The 18,836-nt window shown below is 59.6% G+C and carries 19 protein-coding genes and 1 pseudogene; 13 read left to right on the forward strand and 7 right to left on the reverse strand.

The window, feature by feature from the left end:
- Positions 1–77: 77 nt before the first annotated feature.
- On the reverse strand, positions 78–524 hold the full coding sequence (locus AC3IUF_RS27330; RefSeq protein ID WP_414915570.1) for a response regulator: 447 nt from the start codon (positions 522–524) through the stop codon (positions 78–80).
- A 257-nt stretch (positions 525–781) separates the two neighbouring features.
- On the opposite strand from AC3IUF_RS27330, the gene AC3IUF_RS27335 reads away from it, so the two are divergent.
- The 8 genes from AC3IUF_RS27335 (at position 782) to AC3IUF_RS27370 (ending at position 10,101) form a co-directional block, all read left to right on the forward strand.
- Positions 782–2,716: a putative nucleotidyltransferase substrate binding domain-containing protein gene (locus AC3IUF_RS27335; protein ID WP_489279780.1), complete on the forward strand. Its 1,935-nt coding sequence runs from the start codon at positions 782–784 to the stop codon at positions 2,714–2,716.
- A complete protein-coding gene (locus tag AC3IUF_RS27340; protein ID WP_489279781.1) occupies positions 2,713–3,420 on the forward strand; it encodes a 3'-5' exonuclease in 708 nt (235 codons plus the stop codon). Before AC3IUF_RS27335 ends, AC3IUF_RS27340 begins: the two co-directional genes overlap by 4 nt.
- A 355-nt stretch (positions 3,421–3,775) precedes the next feature.
- Positions 3,776–4,252, forward strand: a complete 477-nt coding sequence (locus AC3IUF_RS27345) for an RNA polymerase sigma factor (RefSeq protein WP_007910013.1) — start codon at positions 3,776–3,778, stop codon at positions 4,250–4,252.
- Positions 4,249–5,223: a FecR domain-containing protein gene (locus tag AC3IUF_RS27350; protein WP_489279783.1), complete on the forward strand. Its 975-nt coding sequence runs from the start codon at positions 4,249–4,251 to the stop codon at positions 5,221–5,223. The genes AC3IUF_RS27345 and AC3IUF_RS27350 overlap by 4 nt, the downstream gene beginning before the upstream one ends.
- Before the next feature lie 231 nt (positions 5,224–5,454).
- Positions 5,455–7,881, forward strand: a complete 2,427-nt coding sequence (locus AC3IUF_RS27355; RefSeq protein ID WP_007910011.1) for a TonB-dependent siderophore receptor — start codon at positions 5,455–5,457, stop codon at positions 7,879–7,881.
- Between the two features lie 74 nt (positions 7,882–7,955).
- Positions 7,956–9,086, forward strand: a complete 1,131-nt coding sequence (locus AC3IUF_RS27360) for a PepSY-associated TM helix domain-containing protein (protein WP_489279784.1) — start codon at positions 7,956–7,958, stop codon at positions 9,084–9,086.
- Positions 9,083–9,262: a hypothetical protein gene (locus tag AC3IUF_RS27365; protein WP_007910007.1), complete on the forward strand. Its 180-nt coding sequence runs from the start codon at positions 9,083–9,085 to the stop codon at positions 9,260–9,262. The genes AC3IUF_RS27360 and AC3IUF_RS27365 overlap by 4 nt, the downstream gene beginning before the upstream one ends.
- A 209-nt stretch (positions 9,263–9,471) precedes the next feature.
- Positions 9,472–10,101 (forward strand): glutathione S-transferase, encoded by a 630-nt coding sequence (locus tag AC3IUF_RS27370; RefSeq protein ID WP_007910004.1) that lies wholly within the window; start codon positions 9,472–9,474, stop codon positions 10,099–10,101.
- A 208-nt stretch (positions 10,102–10,309) separates the two neighbouring features.
- Here AC3IUF_RS27370 and creD read toward each other — a convergent pair whose 3' ends face one another.
- The 4 genes from creD to rloA2 all read right to left on the reverse strand — a co-directional run bounded on the left by creD (position 10,310) and on the right by rloA2 (position 14,525).
- Positions 10,310–11,680 (reverse strand): cell envelope integrity protein CreD, encoded by a 1,371-nt coding sequence (gene creD / locus AC3IUF_RS27375; protein ID WP_007910002.1) that lies wholly within the window; start codon positions 11,678–11,680, stop codon positions 10,310–10,312.
- 169 nt (positions 11,681–11,849) lie between these two features.
- Complete coding sequence (creC, locus tag AC3IUF_RS27380) at positions 11,850–13,268, reverse strand: two-component system sensor histidine kinase CreC (RefSeq protein WP_007910000.1); 1,419 nt, start codon at positions 13,266–13,268, stop codon at positions 11,850–11,852.
- Entirely contained in the window at positions 13,268–13,948 is a 681-nt protein-coding gene (creB, locus tag AC3IUF_RS27385; RefSeq protein WP_042704954.1) for a two-component system response regulator CreB, read from the reverse strand. The genes creC and creB overlap by 1 nt, the downstream gene beginning before the upstream one ends.
- A 73-nt stretch (positions 13,949–14,021) precedes the next feature.
- Positions 14,022–14,525 (reverse strand): retropepsin-like aspartic peptidase RloA2, encoded by a 504-nt coding sequence (rloA2, locus tag AC3IUF_RS27390; RefSeq protein WP_007909997.1) that lies wholly within the window; start codon positions 14,523–14,525, stop codon positions 14,022–14,024.
- Between the two features lie 307 nt (positions 14,526–14,832).
- Here rloA2 and yihG point away from each other — a divergent pair, with 307 nt between their 5' ends.
- Positions 14,833–15,720 (forward strand): 1-acylglycerol-3-phosphate O-acyltransferase, YihG family, encoded by an 888-nt coding sequence (yihG, locus tag AC3IUF_RS27395; RefSeq protein ID WP_489279785.1) that lies wholly within the window; start codon positions 14,833–14,835, stop codon positions 15,718–15,720.
- Between the two features lies 1 nt (position 15,721).
- Here the strand turns inward: yihG and AC3IUF_RS27400 are convergent, their stop codons facing one another.
- On the reverse strand, positions 15,722–16,279 hold the full coding sequence (locus AC3IUF_RS27400) for a DUF2780 domain-containing protein (protein ID WP_007909995.1): 558 nt from the start codon (positions 16,277–16,279) through the stop codon (positions 15,722–15,724).
- A 150-nt stretch (positions 16,280–16,429) separates the two neighbouring features.
- Between AC3IUF_RS27400 and AC3IUF_RS27405 the strand changes: the two genes are divergently transcribed.
- Together AC3IUF_RS27405 and AC3IUF_RS27410 are read left to right on the forward strand one after the other, a co-directional pair.
- A complete protein-coding gene (locus AC3IUF_RS27405) occupies positions 16,430–17,065 on the forward strand; it encodes an RNA polymerase sigma factor (protein WP_489279786.1) in 636 nt (211 codons plus the stop codon).
- Positions 17,062–17,736 carry an anti-sigma factor gene (locus tag AC3IUF_RS27410; protein WP_489279787.1) on the forward strand — a complete coding sequence of 225 codons (675 nt, stop codon included), beginning with the start codon at positions 17,062–17,064 and terminating at the stop codon, positions 17,734–17,736. Before AC3IUF_RS27405 ends, AC3IUF_RS27410 begins: the two co-directional genes overlap by 4 nt.
- 262 nt (positions 17,737–17,998) lie before the next feature.
- Here the strand turns inward: AC3IUF_RS27410 and AC3IUF_RS27415 are convergent.
- A pseudogene (locus AC3IUF_RS27415) lies at positions 17,999–18,070 on the reverse strand (hypothetical protein); the annotation flags it as partial.
- A 241-nt stretch (positions 18,071–18,311) separates the two neighbouring features.
- Here AC3IUF_RS27415 and AC3IUF_RS27420 point away from each other — a divergent pair.
- Together AC3IUF_RS27420 and AC3IUF_RS27425 are read left to right on the forward strand one after the other, a co-directional pair.
- Positions 18,312–18,536 carry a hypothetical protein gene (locus tag AC3IUF_RS27420; RefSeq protein ID WP_007909992.1) on the forward strand — a complete coding sequence of 75 codons (225 nt, stop codon included), beginning with the start codon at positions 18,312–18,314 and terminating at the stop codon, positions 18,534–18,536.
- Between the two features lie 37 nt (positions 18,537–18,573).
- Positions 18,574–18,786, forward strand: a complete 213-nt coding sequence (locus AC3IUF_RS27425) for a cold-shock protein (protein WP_007909991.1) — start codon at positions 18,574–18,576, stop codon at positions 18,784–18,786.
- Positions 18,787–18,836: the final 50 nt, after the last annotated feature.

Consider the following 18,836-nt stretch of genomic DNA (forward strand, 5'->3'; position numbering starts at 1 on the left):
CCTTGCACATTCACCGCGCTCAGTCCCCTCTCCCTCTGGGCGGTCCGACGTTTCGGGAGGGTTAGGGTGAGGGGCTCTCAGGGGTCGATACCCAATTCGTGTTTGACCAGACCGAGCAACTTGCCCGTATCAATCGGCTTGAGCAAAAAATCCACCACGCTCAAATGCATCGCCGCAATCGCGTCTTTCACATCAGCATCGCCGGACACGATGATGATCGGCATCGCTGCCCTCACCGACTCACGCACCTGACGGATCAGCTCGAGGCCGTCGACATTGCCCATGCGCAGATCCGTGATCACCAGCCCGATCGAAGGCTTTTCTTCGAGCATCTTCAGCGCCGTCTCGCCACTGGCTGCGGTCATGCAACGAATGCCATCCAACGCGAGAATCTCCGACAACAGCTCCCGGGCGTCCTTGTCGTCATCAACGATCAATACACGCTGAGGTGGCAGGTCAGGTTCGAGCATGACTGCACTGAGCGCTTCTCGCTCGGCATCGCTCAAAATATCGTGGTCGGACATGGCGCTCTCTAAATATTCAAAACAGTCCCTTGGCAAGTGGTCAGACATCGCTGGGCAGAGCTTCAATGTGCACTTCGTCGGATTTTTTTCCAAGGGGGCAAACCAGGGAATTTCCGACTGTTTGCGTAGGGCATCTCCGAAACTGCGCCAATGGTGGCAAAACCTAGACTTACGTCCAATGGGCACCCCGCCCGCAGGGGTCGACCATGGCCAGAACGATCCGACAACAACAATTCGAAAAGACTGCGGTAATGGTTATGAGTAAAGCGGACGCCTTCACCCAGGCAGGGAAAACCGCGGTATTGCAGAACATTCAGGGCACCCTGCAATTCCTTCAGCGCTTCCCGCCCTTCAATCAGATGGAACACGCCCACCTGGCTTATCTGGTGGAGCAATGTCAGCTGCGTTTCTACGGCCAGGGCGAGAGCATCATCAAACCCGCCGACGGCCCGGTCGAACATTTCTATATCGTCAAACAAGGTCGGGTGGTTGGCGAACGTCAGCACATCACCAAACCCGGCACCGAGACCACGTTTGAAATCACCACCGGCGAATGTTTTCCGTTGGCCGCACTGCTCGGTGAACGCGCGACGCGCACCGAACACCTGGCCGGCGAAGATACGTTCTGCCTGCAACTGAACAAACTGGCGTTCATCAAACTGTTCGCCCTGTCCAACGCCTTCCGTGATTTCGCCTTGCGCGGGGTCAGCAGCCTGCTTGATCAGGTCAATCAGCAAGTGCAGCAAAAAGCCGTGGAAACCCTCGGCACGCAGTACTCGCTGAACACCCGACTCGGCGAACTGGCGATGCGTCACCCGGTGACCTGCGGCCCGGACACGCCATTGCGCGAAGCGGTGAAGTTGATGCACGAGCAGCAGGTCGGCAGCATCGTTGCGGTGGATGAACACAAGGCGCCGTTGGGCATTTTCACCCTGCGCGATCTGCGTCATGTGGTGGCCGCCGGTATTGGCGATTTCGGCGAAACCATCGAGCGCCACATGACGCCTTCGCCCTTTTATCTTTCGCCGGATCACAGTGCGTTCGATGCGGCGATTGCCATGACCGAACGGCACATCGCGCATGTCTGCCTGGTCAAGGATCAGCGCCTGTGCGGCGTGGTCTCCGAGCGCGATCTGTTTTCCCTGCAACGGGTCGATCTGGTGCATCTGGCGCGGACGATTCGCAGCGCCCAGCGCGTCGAACAACTGGTGAGCCTGCGCGGCGAGATCGGCCAACTGGTCGAACGCATGCTCGCCCACGGTGCGTCCTCGACGCAGATCACCCACATCATCACCCTGCTCAACGACCACACCGTGTGCCGCGTCATCGAACTGACCCTCGCCGAAAAAGGCGATCCTGGCGTGCCGTTCAGTTGGCTGTGTTTCGGCAGCGAAGGTCGCCGCGAGCAGACGCTGCACACCGATCAGGACAACGGCATTCTGTTCGACGCGCGGGACGCAGCACATGCGGCAGAGATTCGCGGCAAGTTGCTGCCGATTGCCCAGCAGATCAACCAGAGTCTGGCGCTGTGCGGTTTCACCCTGTGCAAGGGCAACATCATGGCCGGCAACCCCGAGCTGTGTCTGTCGCGGGCAGAATGGGCGCGGCGTTTTGCGGCGTTCATTCGCGAGGCGACGCCGGAAAATCTTCTTGGGTCGAGCATCTATTTCGATCTGCGCGTGGTCTGGGGCGATGAAAAAAGCTGCGAACAGTTGCGCCGGGGCATTCTTGACCAAGTCGGCGACAACCGTTTGTTCCAGCGCATGATGGCCGAGAACGCCCTGCGCAACCGTCCACCGGTGGGACGTTTCCGCGAGTTTGTGCTGGCGCGCAAGAATGGCGAGAAAGCCACGCTGGATCTGAAGGTGCAGGGGCTGACGCCATTCGTGGATGGCGCGCGACTGCTCGCGCTGGCTAACGGTATCGACGCCAACAACACCCTCGAACGCTTCCGTCAGTTGGTCGAGAAAGAAGTGATCGAACGGCTGGACGGCGCGGCGTATGAAGAGGCGTATCACTTCATTCAGCAAACGCGCATGCAGCAGCATCAGTTGCAGACCCGCGAGAATCTGCCCTATTCCAACCGCGTAGACCCCGACAGCCTCAATCACCTGGACCGGCGCATCCTGCGTGAATCCTTGCGTCAGGCGCAGCGCCTGCAAAGCAGCCTGACCTTGCGGTATCAGCTATGAGCCTGTTTTCGTGGCTGCGCCCGGCGAGTGCGGTGGTGCCGGTGGATTTCCAGCAGCGTCTGGCTCAGTTGCCAACGATTACACAGCTCAGCGAATGCACACTGCGCGAACAGCGCTGGGTGGTGCTGGATCTTGAAACTACCGGGCTGAATCTGAGCAAAGACCGAGTGTTGTCGATTGGCGCGGTGGTGATCGAGGACGGCGCGATCGATTTCAGTCAGCAGTTCGAACGCACGTTGCAATGTCGCGAATTGAAGCTCAGCCCCAGCGTGTTGATTCACGGGTTGGGGCCGAATGCGATTGCGGCGGGCAGTGAGCCGGCCGAGGCGTTGCTCGAACTCATGGAATTTATCGGCGACAGCCCGGTATTGGCGTTTCATGCGCCGTTTGATCAGCACATGCTCGGGCGCGCGTTGAAGGAGCATCTGGGGCACAAGTTGCAGCAGGTGTTTCTTGATGTCGCCGACATTGCACCGCTGGTGTGTCCGCAGGCGCACATTCGTGAGGCCGGGCTGGATGAGTGGATCGACTGGTTCAAGCTTGAGGTGTTCGAGCGGCATAACGCGAGTGCCGATGCGCTGGCGACGGCGGAACTGGCGCTGATTCTGTTCAGCCGGGCGCGGGGGCAGCAGATTCACAGTCCGTTGAATTTGCAGCAGCGGTTGAGTCAGTGGAAGCGGCGGCAGCAGGCGCCTTCGCTCTGAAGTTGAGTCGAGTCCAAGATCCATCGCCCTCACCCCAGCCCTCTCCCAGAGGGAGAGGGAGCCGACCGAGGTGTCTCGGGCTTTTCATCGACCTGAAAGACCGAGTTGATTGTGGATTCACTGAAAATCGTTCAGATCAGTGTATCTCCTGAATATCCCCCAATCGGTCCCCTCTCCCCCTGGGAGAGGGCTAGGGTGAGGGGGTCTGCCTTTACATGCCCACCTGACCAGTGGCCAATTGCTAACCATTCCCACCTCTGCCACAATCGCGAACAATTCGCGTTAGTTAACATTTCCCAATCGGTGATGTCCGGTGTCGTCAGTCCCAAGCCCTCACAGTGAGCTCGTCGGTGCGATGTATCGCGACCATCGTGGTTGGCTGCTGGCCTGGCTGCGACGCAATGTGGCGTGTCCAGAGCGTGCCGAGGACCTGAGTCAGGACACCTTTGTGCGCCTGCTCGGTCGCAACGAAATGCTGACACCGCGCGAGCCGCGGGCCTTTCTGGTGGCGATCGCCAAAGGCCTGCTGTTCGACTACTTCCGCCGCGCAGCGCTGGAGCAGGCCTACCTCACCGAATTGATGCTGATCCCCGAAGGCGAGCAACCGTCGGTGGAAGAACAGCAAATGATCCTCGAAGACCTCAAAGCCATCGACCGCTTGCTCGGCAAACTGTCGACCAAGGCCCGTGCCGCCTTCCTTTATAACCGCCTCGACGGGCTCAGCCATGCCGAGATCGCCGACAAGCTCGGCGTCTCGGTGCCGCGTGTGCGTCAGTATCTGGCGCAAGGCATTCGTCAGTGCTACATCGCCCTGTACGGTGAGCCGACATGAGTCCGGCCAGTTCCAGCCCCGTACCGGCGCATGTCCTGGACGCGGCGATTGCCTGGCAACTGACCCTCGACTCGAGCAGCCCGCTAGAGCGCGAGGAGTTTGCCAAATGGCATGCGGCCCATGAAGAACACGCCCGGGCGTGGCGACAACTGGGCATGCTCGATCAGCGTTTCAGCGTGGCTAAAGGCCCGGCACGCAGTGCCTTGCTACAGTCGCGCGAAGGCATTCGCCGGCGCGTGCGCAAGCTTGGCAGTGGGTTGGCCAGCGTTGTAGTGATTGTTGGTTTGGGGTTGTTCGCCAGTGAACGGTTTCTGCCGCTGGATTACTGGCTTGCCGATCAACGCACTGCGACTGGTGAACAGCGCACCATGCGTCTGGCTGACGGCACGGTGCTGAATCTGAACACCCACAGTGCGGTGGATGTGCGGTTCGATGACAAGCGCCGATTGATCGTGTTGCAGGAAGGCGAAATTCTCGTCGAGACCGGTCATGGCGATGCGCGTCCCTTTATCGTCGAAACCCGCGAAGGCAGCATGCGCGCCTTGGGTACGCGGTTTCTGGTCAAGCGTGAAGACGAAGGCACGCGCCTGAGCGTGTTGCAGTCGGCGGTCGCGGCGCACCCGCAATCCAATCCTGAAGAGCAAATTCTCCATGAAGGCCAGCAAGTGCTGCTGCGCAGTGATGGATTGGGTTCGATCGTCGCGCTCAATCCCGGCGCGGATGCCTGGACGCGTGGCATGTTGGTGGTGGATAACGCGCGCCTTGGCGATCTGGTGCATGAACTGGGGCGTTATCGTCGTGGGCATCTGGGCGTGGCGCCGGAAGTTGCGGACCTGCGCATCACTGGCAGCTTTCCGCTGCATGACACCGATAAGGCCCTGAGCGCATTGCTGCCGACTTTGCCGGTGCAGATCGAGCGGCATACGCCGTATTGGGTCACTGTCGCGAAGGCCGATATCAAGCCTGAGTAATGCGGTGTCTGAGCGGCCGCCATCGCTGGCAAGCCAGCTCCCACAGGGAGCTGCGGTGAGCAGCAATTTTGTGAACAGCACTGAAACCTGTGGGAGCTGGCTTGCCAGCGATGAGGCCCCTACAGCCTCCACTTTCAGTTAATCGAAATTATTTTCATCCAGCCCTATCACTTTTCGCTTTTCATCCGGCACACAGGCAATTGAGAAATATTTCCATTCAGGAGCCGCCGTATGTCCCGTTCGCTAGACACCTTGTTGCGCCCCAGTCTGCTGGCCGTCGCTATCGCGCTCAGCGCGCCGCTGATCAGCAGTCCGTTGCTCGCCGCTGAACAAGCGTCCAGCGTGCGCGCCTACAATCTGCCGGCGGCGCCACTGTCGACCACCTTGAACCAGATCGCCAGCCAGGGCGGCATCGCGCTGTCGCTGAATCCGTCGCTGGCCGCAGGCAAGACCTCGGCACCGGTGAACGGCCAATACGACGCGGCCGGTGCCTTGCGCGCGGCCCTGCGTGGCACCGGTCTGCAACTGGAACAAAGCAGCACCGGCACCTACACGCTGGTCGCCGTGCCTGAAGGGACGTTGGCCCTGCCGGAAACATCGGTTATCGGTGTGGAAAACTTCGAAAGCGCTTGGGGCCCGGTCGAAGGCTACACCGCCACCCGTACCGCCGCTGGCAGCAAGACCGACACCGCACTGGTCGAAGCGCCGCGTTCGATCTCCGTCGCGACTCGCCAGCAAATGGACGACCGTAGCGTGCACAGCCTCGACGATGCTGTGCGCTACATGCCGGGCATCACCGCCAGCAGCTATGGCAGCGATACCCGCGCCGACTGGCTGCGTGTGCGCGGTTTCGAACCGACCCAGTTCCTCGATGGCCTGCCGCTGCCGAAAGGCGTGTACGCCAACCCGAAACAGGAAACCTGGAACCTCGATCGCCTCGCCCTGCTGCGCGGCCCAGCCTCCTCGGTTTACGGCCAGACCCCGCCGGGCGGTTTGCTGGACATGGTCAGCCGTCGTCCAAGCGCCGAAGCCAGCAACGAAATCCAGCTGCAGTACGGCAGCGACAACCACCGTCAGATCAACTTCGCCAGCACCGGCAAGATCGATGACGCCGGCCAGTTTCTCTATGGCCTCAGCGGTGTGGTGCGCGACAGCGGCACGCAGGTCGATCACGTCGACAACAAGCGCTACAACATCGCGCCGAGCCTGACCTGGAACATCGACGACGACACCAAGCTCACCCTGCTGAGCCAGTTCACCCGCGACGATACCGGCATCACCAGCCAGTTCCTGCCGGTGCAGGGCACCAAGATCAAGTCACCGTTCGGCGATATCTCCCACCACAAGAATCTGGGTGATCCGGACTGGGAATATTACGATCGCACCTACTACGCGCTGGGCTACGCCTTCGAACATCGTCTGAACGATGTCTGGCAGTTCAAGCAGAACCTGCGCTACACCAAGTCGGATCTGTCGTTCCAGTCGCTGACGCCGGGTTCCTACCCGTTCACCGAAGTGGATGATCAAGGCAACGTCGGGCGCACCAGCACCAGCGTCGAAGAAGACATCAGTCAGTTCGCCGTGGACAACAACTTCCAGGCCGACTTCGCCACCGGCGACATCCGCCACACCCTGCTGCTGGGCCTGGATCATCAGCGCAGCAACACCAACTACACCTCGATCTTCGGCGACGGTTTGACCACCAACGTGATCACACCGATCTACGGCCAGCCAATCGTACGTCCAGCGCGCTCCACGGCGTTTTACGATTACGACCAGAAAACCTACCAGACCGGCCTGTACATCCAGGACCAGATGGCCCTCGACCAGTGGCGCCTGACCCTCGGCGGCCGTGAAGACTGGGTGCACACCAGCACAAAGTTCATCAACAAGGGCGATGCCACCAACACCCAGCGTGACAAGGCCTTCAGCGGCAACGCAGCGCTCAGTTATGTCTTCGACAACGGTTTCGTGCCGTACCTGTCGTACGCCGAATCCTTCCAGCCGACCACGGGCGCCGACGCCACCTCGACCGGTTCGCTCAAACCGACCGAAGGCAAGCAGTGGGAACTGGGCATCAAGTACCAGCCACCGGGCAGCAAAACCCTGCTGACCGCCGCCGTGTACGACCTCACCCAGAAGAACGTCTCGGTTAACACCTTCGTCAACAACGTGTCGATCACCAGTCAGACCGGCGAAGTGAAAGTCAAAGGCCTCGAGCTGGAAGCGGTTTCCGACGTCACCGACAACCTGAAAGTCATCGCTGCCTACACCCTGGCCAAATCCGAAGTGCAGAATGGCGTCGACAAGGGCAATCGCCTGCAACTGATGCCGAACCAGCAAGCGTCGCTGTGGACCGATTACACCTGGCACGCCGGCGTCCTCGACGGCTTCGGCATTGGCGGTGGCGTGCGTTACACCGGCAACACCTACGGCGACAAGGCCAATACCTGGCTGGGCAAAGCGGACGCCTACACCGTGTTCGACGCAAGTGTGCATTACGACCTCGGCCGTCTGGACAACAGCCTCAAAGGCGCGTCGCTGGCGGTCAACGCAACCAACCTGTTCGACAAGGAATACATTTCCACCTGCGACAGCTTCTACTGCTACTACGGCGACACGCGCAGTGTCGTCGCCAGCGCCACTTACAAGTGGTAAGCAACTGAGCTGAAACAGGCCCTGTGACCAGGCCGTCCTTCGTGGACGGCTTTGGTGTTTTTGAAGGTCATGAAATGAAAAGTAAAACAATTCGTCGCTGGTCGTTCATCCACACCTGGACCAGCCTGGTCTGTACGGTGTTTTTGCTGATGCTGGCCTTGACCGGTCTGCCGCTGATTTTCCATCACGAGATCGAACATCTGCTCGGCGATGCACCCGAAGTACGCGAGATGCCGGCCGACACGCCGCGGCTGAATCTGGCGCAGTTGGTCGAGGCCGCAGAAAAACATCGTCCCGATGAAGTCGTGCAGTACTTCGGTTTCGATGACGATGAGCCGAATGCCGTACTGACGATCATGGCGAAAACCGCCGGCACCGAGCCGAACTCCTCGCACACCTTCATGCTCGACGCACGTACCGGTGAAGCGCTGGAAACCCCATCGGCCAATGGCGGCTTGATGCTGTTTATCCTGCGCCTGCACGTCGACATGTTCGCCGGGCTGCCGGGCAAATTGCTGCTGGCGTTTATGGGCTTGTTGTTTGTCGTGGCCATCGTGTCCGGAACGGTGCTGTACCTGCCGTTCATGCGCCGTTTGAAGTTCGGCACGGTGCGTCAGGACAAGTCGACACGGCTGCGCTGGCTCGACCTGCATAACCTGATTGGCGTGGTCACCCTGACCTGGGCGTTGGTGGTCGGCGTGACCGGTGTGATCAGCGCCTGCGCCGACCTGCTGATCGCCGCTTGGCGCAACGATGCACTGACTGCGCTGATCGAACCTTACCGCGATGCGCCACCGCTGACCCACTTGGCGCCGGCCACGCGTTTGCTCGATATCGCTGCTGAAGTTGCGCCGGAGATGAAACCGGACTTCATTGCCTTTCCCGGCACACGCTTTTCCAGCGAACACCATTACTCGGTGTTCATGAAGGGCGGCACGCACCTGACCTCGCATCTGCTGACGCCGGTGCTGATCGATGCCACCACGCTGCAGGTCACCGCCGTGGCCGAACGTCCGTGGTACATGGACGCCATGGGCATGTCGCAGCCGTTGCACTTTGGTGATTACGGCGGCATGCCGATGAAAATCCTCTGGGCCACGCTCGATGTGTTGACGATCATTGTGCTCGGCAGTGGCGTTTATCTGTGGGTGGTGCGGCGCAAAGCGGTCAAACCCCTGCTGGAAACGGCGGAGGCGTCTGCATGAAGCCGCGTCAGTCGAATTTCTGGAAGGTGTTCAGCACGCCGATCGTGATTGCGTTGCTGAGTGCAGCGGGGTTGTTTGCGGCGTTGCTGGGGGATGGGATTTGGGATGTGTTGAGCTGGGTTGGGCTGGGTGTTCCGGCATTTCTGGCGATCAGGGGATTGTTGCTGCGCAGGTAGTTTTTGTGCTGTCGGTGATGGCCTCATCGCTGGCAAGCCAGCTCCCACAAGGATCTCTGCTGGGCCTGAAATGTGTATTCACTGCAAAAACCTGTGGGAGCTGGCTTGCCAGCGATGGCGGCCGGATGGGCACCATAAATTCCCTCGCCAGCCATCGCGGTTCTGACTAGGCTAACCACCTGCTCTTCGACGATTACCGAGGTTTGCCAATGTCTGCCCCCAGCATGACCCTGTACCACAACACGCTCTCTCCGTTTGTGCGCAAAGTGATGGTGTTGCTGCACGAAACCGGCCAGCAGGATCGCGTCGCCTTGCAAGACTGTGTGCTCAGCCCGGTCAGCCCGAGCGCCGAACTCAATGTCGATAACCCGCTGGGCAAGATTCCCGCCCTGCGTCTGGCCGACGGCAACGTCATCCATGACAGCCGGGTGATCCTCGAATACCTCGACCAGCAGCACGTCGGCAATCCGCTGATCCCCCGCGAAGGCGCGGCTCGCTGGCGGCGTCTGACCCTGGCATCGATGGCCGACGGGATCATGGATGCGTCGGTGATGGTGCGTTATGAAATGGTCCTGCGCGCGCCGGAAAAACATTGGGACGAATGGCTCGAAGCGCAGCGCGACAAGATCCGCCGTGCCCTCGCGGTGTTGGAAAAAGATGCCATTGCCGAGCTGACCAGCCATTTCGATGTCGCGGCGATCAGCGTGGCGTGTGCGCTGGGTTATCTCGATCTGCGTTTCCCGGACCTGGGCTGGCGTGATGCCAACCCGCAACTGGCCAACTGGTACTTTGAGGTGAGTCAGCGACCGTCCATGATCGCCACGATGCCCAAGCCTTAAATCGGCGGCGCCTGTTCCGGCCTCTTCGCTGGCAAGCCAGCTCCCACAGGATTTGTGGTAGATCGGGGATTTATGTCATCACCGAACTCATTGTGGGAGCTGGCTTGCCAGCGATGGCACCCACTCGGTTCCACAGGCAAAAGCCCGATAATCCGCGTCACCAGTTCATCCTTCCAGCACTGATCCTCACGCAACCCCAGCGACCGGCTCATTGCATCGCCCCGACATCAAACTCCAACGGCTGCGCCGGTTTCTGCCCGATCCCGTACCAATCCAGTTTGCGCGTCAGCACCATGAACACACCGAGCAGGCCGAACAGCAACAATGAGCCCATCAACAACGCGTAATCCTCTGCGCTCAGCAAGCCATAGAGCAGGCCATACAACGCCGCCAGCCCCGCCGAAAAACTCAAGCCGTGACGCACACTGCGTAGCACGTGGCAGACATAAAACCCGATCAACAGCACGCAAGCACTGGCCGACAACAGATACGCCAGAGCGAAACCAATGTGCTCCGACAGCGACAGCAACAACAGATAAAAGAACGCCAGCGCCACACCGACCAGCGCGTATTGCACCGGGTGCACGGCCAGACTCTTGAGCACTTCGAACAGAAAGAAACCGGCGAACGTCAGGACGATGAACAGCAGCGCATATTTGATCGCCCGATCACTCTTCAGGTACTGATCCACCGGGTCGATGAAGCTCACACCGAAACTGCGACCATTGAACGCCTCGCAATCATTGCTGCTCACGCAACGGCTCATGGCGTCTTGCAGGTTGGTGGAGAAAAACGTGGTCTGCCAATCGGCGCTGAAACCCTGATCGTTGATCTCACGTTTGGCCGGCAGGAAATTGCCGATGAAACTTGGATGCGGCCAATTCGCAGTGAGGCTGACGCTGCTGCTCTTGCCCACCGGCAGCACCTGCAACGAACCAGTGCCTTGCAGGCGCAGATCGAAACCGAAGCTCAGTTCCGTGGTTTTGCTGGTGTCGAGCAACGGCAGCGACACTCGTACACCCTCGCCGAGCCAGCCGACCTGGGTGCCCGGCACGAAGTCCAGACGCTGACCGTCAAGTTCCAGTTTCAGCGCATTTTCGATACCGCGAATGTCGCTGATACCTACCGCGAGAAACGGTGCATCGAACTGGTAGTCGCTGAAGTCTTCCTTGATGCCCAACTGTGCAGGCAATGAGAAATGGCCATTGATACGGTTGTCGGCGTGGAACAGCCGCGCTTCATAAATACCCCGCGCACGCAGTTCGGTTTGCACCTGGCCGTCGAGTTCGAAACGCTCCGGCAGGAAGTACAAACGACCACGCTCTTCGCTCGGTTCGTCGTAGCGCTGGTTGGTCTTGTCGTTGGTCTTCCAGTTGTGAATCACTTTGCGATACGGCACCACCATCACCGGCCCGCTCAGTTGCTGGCTGTAGCTGGAGCTGCGGGCGATGTCTTCGAGCACGCCGTCGCGCAGCTGTTGGCGGTCGTCGATGACGCCGTCGATCATCAGCAACGGGATCAGCAACAGCAGGATGAGCACGGCGATGGCGCCGAGCTTTATCGTCAGATTCTTGTTCATGGGACTCTCCCTGTTTGGATGGGCAGAGTCTGCTGGTGCTGTATGAGGGGAATGTGGGGGGAATATGGAGATTGTGTGGAAAGATCAAAAGATCGCAGCCTTCGGCAGCTCCTACAGGTGTACGCAATCCAATGTAGGAGCTGCCGAAGGCTGCGATCTTTTGACGGTATCAAGGCAAGCGCAATATCACTTCAACACCGTTTTCGACATTGCGAATCTGCATCGCCCCACCATGCAACTTGACCACTTCTTCAACGAAGTTAAGCCCCAAACCCGTGCTTTTTCGCCCACTGTCCGGACGCGGCAACGAGTAGAAACGCTCGGTCAATCGCGGCAAGGCGTAGTCAGGAATCGGCGCCGTTTCATTGAACAATCGAAATTCGATCTGCTCGCCAACCCGCTCGGCACTGAAACGCAGCAGCCCCTGAATCGGCGTGAAATCCAGCGCATTCTCCAGCAGATTGCCCAGCGCCTGACGCAACAGAAACGGCTCGCCAATCAACAGCAGATCCGCTGCCATCGCCCGTTCGATGCGCAACTGTTTGCCTTCGATCCGCGCCGCTTGCCCCTGCAGCAATTGCTCAACCAGCGCCGCCAGCGGCACAGCGACCCGTTCTTCAAGGCCCTGACGTTGCTCCACCTGCGCCAGATTCAGTAACCGTTCGATCAACTGCTGCATCCGCGCACTTTCGCTGTCGATGTTGCCGACAAAGCGCAGGCGCTGAACCGGCAACATATCCCCTTGCAGCAACTCCGCCGCTCCACGAATCGCCGCCAGCGGACTTTTCAGCTCATGGGTCAGCGTATGCACATAACGCTCGACGTAGGCCTTGCCTTCCAGTTGCGTGCGCATCTGTTCCACGGCGGTAGCCAGTTGTTCCAGTTCACCACCCCGGTAATGCGGCACTTCCACCCGCCGGCCCTCACTTACCGCTTGGGCATAACCGGTCAAGCGATGCAGCGCGCGGCTCAGCCACCACGAGAGCAAAGCACCGAACAACAGACCGAGGCCGATCAAACCCGCGCCGTAAAACAGCAAACGCCGTTCGGTGCGATCGACATAAGGCTGCAATGAGCTGTTGGGCTTGGCCACGGTGACCACACCGATGATCTTGCCGTTGTCGCGGATCGGCGCGCCGACGTGCATCACTGACGAACTGGCGTCATCCGGATCACTGCGGCTCGAACGTGCGCCGTACTCACCGCGCAGGGTCAGATAGACATCGTTCCAGCGCGAGTAATCCTGACCGACCGCTACACCACTGGAATCGAGAACGACGATGCCCTTGGCATCAGTCACGTAGATGCGGTGGTTGACCTGATTTTTCGGTAAGCCCCAAATGGTCGCTTGCGGCTGGCGCTCGCCATAGGCGCGGAGCAGCTCGGGCCAGCGGTTCTCGCTGAGGGTGCCGGCCTTGAAATCGTCACGGAGGATTTCCGCCATCAGGTTGGCGGTATCGACCAGGGTTTCTTCGGTGGACTGGCGCACGCCGGGGCGGATTTCTTCCATCACCGTGTTGAGCACGAAATAACCGGTCAGGCCGACAAACAGCACGTACACCAGAAAGATCCGCAGCCCCAGTGACATCAGCTGTGCCCCGGGCTGTAGCTGTAACCGAGGCCGCGATGGGTCTGGATCGGCTCGGCGTCGGCACGCACCAGACGCAGTTTGGCGCGCACGCTTTTGATGTGGCTGTCGATGCTGCGCTCGTAACCGGCGTCGGCCGCCACGCCCAACGCATCGAGCAGTTGTTCGCGACTGAACACCCGCTCGGGTTGTTCGAGCAGGCACTGCAACAGGCGGAATTCGTGGCGGGTCAGGCTTAACGTCTGGCCGCGATAGCTGATTTGTACGCGCTCGGGATCGATGCGAAACAGCGCCGAAGAGGCTTCAATCACTGGACGCGGCGCCATGCGTTTGAGGATGGCCTTGACCCGCGCCGCCACCTCTCGAGGGCTGAACGGCTTGACCACGTAGTCGTCGGCGCCAATCTCCAGCCCCACCACGCGATCAATCTCGGCATCGCGGGCGCTGAGGAACAGCACCGGCACCTCGCTGAAACGCCGCAGCTGCTTGCAAGTCTCGAAACCGCTGATGTCCGGCAGGCCGATGTCGAGGATGATCAGATCGGCCGGGGTCTGGCGCTGATGCTCCAGCGCCGCCGCGCCGAGGCTCAGCCACGTCGTGCTAAAGCCCTCGCCTTGCAGGGCGAAAATCAGCGTGTCGGCAATCGCCGCTTCGTCTTCGACAATCAGGATATGAGGCATGGCGTCCGAGCCCGTGGGTTAAGTGCGCGAACGGTGCCCCAAGCCTGACCTTACGTCAATGAGACCACTTGGCTCAGCAGTCCGGTTTGTCGGCGGTGAAGCGCCGCGCCGGGTTTACCGCAGCGCCAAACTCGCGCAAGGCTTTGGCACCGATCAGCAGCGGATAGTTGAAGTTGCTGCGGTCGGTCAGGTTGACCTCGACGGTACGCTTGACGTTGCCCAGGCACAGCTCCAGATCGACCACCGGGCGCTTGGCGACTTCGGTGCTTTCGCCCTCGTCCTCTTCATCCGAACGGCTCTTGATCTTGCTGATGCGCGCGACCTTGTGTTCGTAGACCTTGTTGCTGGCGTCCTTGGTGCCGAGGCGGAACCGTACCCATTCATCGCCATCGCGGGTGAAAGTCTCGATGTCCTTGGCCGACAGCGAAGCGGTCAGTGCGCCGGTGTCCATCTTGGCCTTGAGCACTTCACCGCCGATTTCCGGCAGCGCGATGTATTCATAGCGCCCGTACAGGGTCGGCTCGGCGGCCATGACCGGCAGGGCGACGAGGGCAAACAGTGCAAGGAGGGATTTCACGTAAGGGGCTTCCTTGGAAAATGAGGGCGGCAGACGCGAGATTTTAGACACCCGGCGAGCAATTCGTTCGCCCGTGAGACCGCATCGCTGGCAAGCCAGCTCCCACAAGGATCTTCAATGAATGCAATTCTCGTGAACACCAGAGAAACCTGTGGGAGCTGGCTTGCCAGCGATGAGGCCAGCACATTCAATACAATATCTGGCACCAGCATACCGCCCCAAAAGTGAAACATTCGTCACCAGTGATTTGGCCTGCCGCGCGAAGCTGCTTATCATGGCGCGCCCATCCGTTTTCAAAGAGTTGCTTATGCGCCGCCTGCTCACCGGCTGTTTCGTCACCCTGCTGCTGTTGCTCAACACCCTGATTCTGATCGGGCCGTTGCTGGTTTTCGCTCTGCTCAAACTGGTCGCCCCGGGCCGCTGGCGCGACTATGCGTCGGGGGCGGTGATGTGGATCGCCGAGACCTGGGCCGAGATCGACAAGCTGATTTTCCGCTTGTGTATTCCCACTCAGTGGGACATTCGCGGCGGTGAAGACCTGCGCGGTGACACCTCGTATCTGGTGGTCAGCAACCACCAGTCGTGGGTCGATATTCCGGCGCTGATCCAGACGCTCAACCGGCGCACGCCGTTCTTCAAGTTCTTCCTCAAGAAAGAGCTGATCTGGGTGCCGTTTCTGGGGCTGGCGTGGTGGGCGCTGGATTACCCGTTCATGAAGCGCTACACCAAAGCGTTTCTGGCCAAGCACCCGGAACTGGCCGGCAAGGATCTGGAAATCACCAGACAGGCCTGCGAGCTGTTCAAGCGTCAGCCGGTGACCGTGGTGAATTATCTGGAAGGCACGCGCTACACCGCGGCAAAAAGCGCGCAGCAACAATCACCGTTCAGCCACTTGCTCAAGCCCAAGGCCGGCGGCGTGGCGTTTGTGTTGGCGGCGCTGGGTGAACAGCTGGACGCGATTCTCGACGTCACCGTGGTTTATCCACAAGCGAAAATCCCTGGGTTCTGGGATTTGATCAGCGGCAACGTGCCGCGCGTGATCATCGACATCAAGACCCGCGAACTCGACCCGGCGCTGTGGCAAGGCGATTACGAGAATGATCCGGCGTTTCGCCAGAAGGTCCAGAGCTGGGTCAACCAGCTCTGGAACGAGAAGGATCAGCGCATCGCCGAACTGCGCAGCGAGCGCGGCTGAATCAGCTACCGGTGCCGGCGCCCCAGATGCTGCCCAGACTCTGCAGCAGCGGGCCACCAACGCCTTGGTCACCCAGATACTTGAGCAGCACCGGGGCAAACTGGCCGACCATGCCGCTGTCCATGCCCAACGCGCCGAAAGCGTTGTTCAGGTCATTGGTGTCCTTGACATTGCCCAGCGCATTTTCCAGGCCGGCGGATTTGCCGGACTGACCGAGCAAACCACTCAACGCCGCCAGGTTGCCGCTACCGCCCGACAGCTTGTCGATGCCCGGCACTTCTTTGGCCAACTGCGAATAATCGGTGCTGCTCAATTGGTTTTTGGCCAGGCCCAGCATGGCGCTGGTGCCGCCGACGGCTTGCTGCGGGGTAACGCCCAGACCGGTGACGGCTTGCAGCAGGCCAGCCGTTTCCGAGGTCGGCGCGGCGGCAGTGGCCGCGTTGCCGCCCTGCATGCTGGAAGCAGCCTTGGTCACGTCGTCCAGGCTGAAACCGGCGAACACCGGGCTGGCAGCAAGGGTCATCAGTGAAGCCAAGGCAATACCGCGTGAAATCTTCATTCAGACATCCTCTTGCGCTGTGAAAAACACCCGTTGAACGGGCAGTGAAACTGCCGGTTTGACCGGGTATCCGCCGGCATGTTCCGGCGCGGCGCATCCATTTTCATCCGGGCCGCGTATATAAAACGTGAAATCCCGGACACCCTCGCGATGAATGGCACAACCGCTGTCGCTCAACTAGCCTGTGAACAGTCCGAGTCTCGCCCTCGCGCGCTCACTCTTGCCTGGAGAGTTGTCATTTCCATCGCCGACGCCGATCAGCTGCGACAGTTGTTGGCCCAGTGTTCACTGGGTGATCGTCGCGCCTTCGAAACGCTGTACCGCAGCGTCGGCCCGCGCTTGCACGGCGTGGCTTTGTGCTTCATGGGGCGCGCCGATCTGGCCGAGGAAGTGTTGCAGGAAAGCTTCGTGCGCATCTGGAACAACGCCTCGCGCTACGACTCGCACCTGTCAGCGCCGCTGACCTGGATGATCAACATCACCCGCAATCAGGCCATCGATCAATTGCGCAAACACCGTGACCGACCGCTGACCGATCTCGAACAGGACACACTGACGGACGAAAGCCCCTCGCCTCACGACCAACTGAACAGCGCCCGCGAGGCCAACGCGCTGAACCGCTGCCTTGAAACCCTCGACGGCATGCAGCGCCAGTCGATCACGGTGGCCTACTTTCAGGGATTGTCGTGCACGGAACTGGCCGAACACCTGGCCACGCCACTGGGAACGGTGAAATCCTGGATCCGCCGTGGCATGGAACGTCTGCGCCGGTGCCTCGAATCATGAACTACCAGACCCCTGTCCTGCGCCGCGCCCTTGCTGCCGATTACGCGATCGGGTTGATGGCTGCGCCTGCGCGGCGGCGGTTTGAACAATTGCTGCTGGACGACGCTGTGTTGCGAGCTGAACTGGCGCAATGGCAGGAAACACTGGTGAGTCTCACCGAATCTCTGCCGGAGCTTCCGGTGCCCGATCGCGTCTGGCATGGCATCACCGCGCGAATCGAACCGCAAGTGCTGCATGTGCCCGAGAAGCGACCGTTCTGGAACTGGCTACGGGTTACCGCTGCGCTGTGTTCGATCGTGGTGCTGGTCTTCCTCGGCTCGCTCTACAACCGCGACGATGCCCGCTACCGCGCTACGCTGCTGACCGCTGATGCGCAACCGGCGCTGAAGGTCGAGGCGCATGCGGATTATCTGCAAGTCGAACCGCTGACACTGACAGCGGTTGATGCGGATCATAGCCTGGAGTTGTGGGCGATTCCGGCGGATGGCAAGCCGATTTCGCTGGGTGTGATTCCGGCGGGGGGCAAAGGCAAGGTTGAGTTGAGTGAAGCGCAGAAAGCCTTGATCGGCAAACCGATTGCGCTGGCGGTAAGTCTTGAACCTAAAGGTGGTTCGCCAACTGGGCAGCCGACTGGGCCGGTGCTGTATCAAGGGGCGTTGGCGGCCTTGTAAAGCCCCTCACCCTAGCCCTCTCCCAGAGGGAGAGGGAACTGACCGAGGTGTCTGGCGCCATACATCGACCTGCCACACCGCGTCGATTATGGATTCACAGCGGTATTTTCAGGTCGGCGTAAATTGTGAGCATCCCTCGTTCGGCCCCCTCTCCCCCCCGGGAGAGGGCTGGGCGGGCGGCGTTCCGATGAGGGTAGCTTTTGACCTTGGCTCTAAAAAAAACGGCGACCCTGAAGTCGCCGTTTTGTATCGAGCTTAAGCCTTACGCCGCACTAAACAACTTATGCGGATCAATCACAAACTTCTTCGGCACGCCCGTATCGAACTCGCCATACCTTCCAGCGCCTGATCAAGGCTGACCTACCCGCAAGACTTCAAATTCGCGAAACAACCCGAGGGCTGAGATCTTTTTAGGTCGTTAATTGCTTGTCATGCAAATCAATATTTCAAAAAGAACTAAACACCTGTCAGATCTGACAGGTGTCTAGCGATCCAGGCTGGAATAAGCTGCTGGTGTGTCAATTGTTCGAAGAAAGCGAGGTGCAACTAACGGTCATTCAACGGGAGATACGGTGATGGAAAAGCAACTCAGTCCGCGCGATCAACTGCTCGAATCAGATGTCCCGCCGATCATCTTTTGCATCAGCCCGGACGATCCGATCATTAAATACATCAAAGCGGGGCAGAAGGTTACTTATGATCTTGTGCGTGGTGATAACGGTCAATATTACGCAGTCGATATAAAACTGGCTCAGGACGAGGACTTTCTCAAACATCCTCATTCTTCTGTTGTTTTGTAAATGTTTTCACCAATCAATCGAAGCGGGAAGCAAAGACATGGCAGGTAAAGAGAGAGGCACGGTCAAGTGGTTCAACGATGAAAAGGGGTTTGGTTTCATCACGCCGAAGAATGGCGGCGATGACCTCTTCGTTCATTTCAAAGCAATCAAGGCTGATGGGTTCAAGACTCTGAAGGAAGGACAATCCGTTAGTTACATTTCTGCTAAAGGGCAGAAAGGAATGCAAGCAGAAGAAGTTGAAATTGAGTAAAAGCGGAAGGAAATTCCCGCCCCCCATGAAAAACGGCGCCTCAATGGCGC

Source organism: Pseudomonas sp. KH_040, assembly GCF_057839305.1.

Bases quoted from the DNA above. Each gene is read 5' to 3' on its own strand.
- AC3IUF_RS27405 (WP_489279786.1), top strand. From the start codon at position 16,430: ATGAATGGCACAACCGCTGTCGCTCAACTAGCCTGTGAACAGTCCGAG.
- AC3IUF_RS27360 (WP_489279784.1), top strand. From the start codon at position 7,956: ATGAAAAGTAAAACAATTCGTCGCTGGTCGTTCATCCACACCTGGACC.
- AC3IUF_RS27340 (WP_489279781.1), top strand. From the start codon at position 2,713: ATGAGCCTGTTTTCGTGGCTGCGCCCGGCGAGTGCGGTGGTGCCGGTG.
- AC3IUF_RS27400 (WP_007909995.1), bottom strand. From the start codon at position 16,279: ATGAAGATTTCACGCGGTATTGCCTTGGCTTCACTGATGACCCTTGCT.
- creC (WP_007910000.1), bottom strand. From the start codon at position 13,268: ATGTCACTGGGGCTGCGGATCTTTCTGGTGTACGTGCTGTTTGTCGGC.
- AC3IUF_RS27345 (WP_007910013.1), top strand. From the start codon at position 3,776: ATGTATCGCGACCATCGTGGTTGGCTGCTGGCCTGGCTGCGACGCAAT.
- AC3IUF_RS27330 (WP_414915570.1), bottom strand. From the start codon at position 524: ATGTCCGACCACGATATTTTGAGCGATGCCGAGCGAGAAGCGCTCAGT.
- AC3IUF_RS27425 (WP_007909991.1), top strand. From the start codon at position 18,574: ATGGCAGGTAAAGAGAGAGGCACGGTCAAGTGGTTCAACGATGAAAAG.
- AC3IUF_RS27350 (WP_489279783.1), top strand. From the start codon at position 4,249: ATGAGTCCGGCCAGTTCCAGCCCCGTACCGGCGCATGTCCTGGACGCG.
- AC3IUF_RS27410 (WP_489279787.1), top strand. From the start codon at position 17,062: ATGAACTACCAGACCCCTGTCCTGCGCCGCGCCCTTGCTGCCGATTAC.
- AC3IUF_RS27365 (WP_007910007.1), top strand. From the start codon at position 9,083: ATGAAGCCGCGTCAGTCGAATTTCTGGAAGGTGTTCAGCACGCCGATC.
- creD (WP_007910002.1), bottom strand. From the start codon at position 11,680: ATGAACAAGAATCTGACGATAAAGCTCGGCGCCATCGCCGTGCTCATC.
- AC3IUF_RS27355 (WP_007910011.1), top strand. From the start codon at position 5,455: ATGTCCCGTTCGCTAGACACCTTGTTGCGCCCCAGTCTGCTGGCCGTC.
- yihG (WP_489279785.1), top strand. From the start codon at position 14,833: ATGCGCCGCCTGCTCACCGGCTGTTTCGTCACCCTGCTGCTGTTGCTC.
- creB (WP_042704954.1), bottom strand. From the start codon at position 13,948: ATGCCTCATATCCTGATTGTCGAAGACGAAGCGGCGATTGCCGACACG.
- AC3IUF_RS27370 (WP_007910004.1), top strand. From the start codon at position 9,472: ATGTCTGCCCCCAGCATGACCCTGTACCACAACACGCTCTCTCCGTTT.
- AC3IUF_RS27335 (WP_489279780.1), top strand. From the start codon at position 782: ATGAGTAAAGCGGACGCCTTCACCCAGGCAGGGAAAACCGCGGTATTG.
- AC3IUF_RS27420 (WP_007909992.1), top strand. From the start codon at position 18,312: ATGGAAAAGCAACTCAGTCCGCGCGATCAACTGCTCGAATCAGATGTC.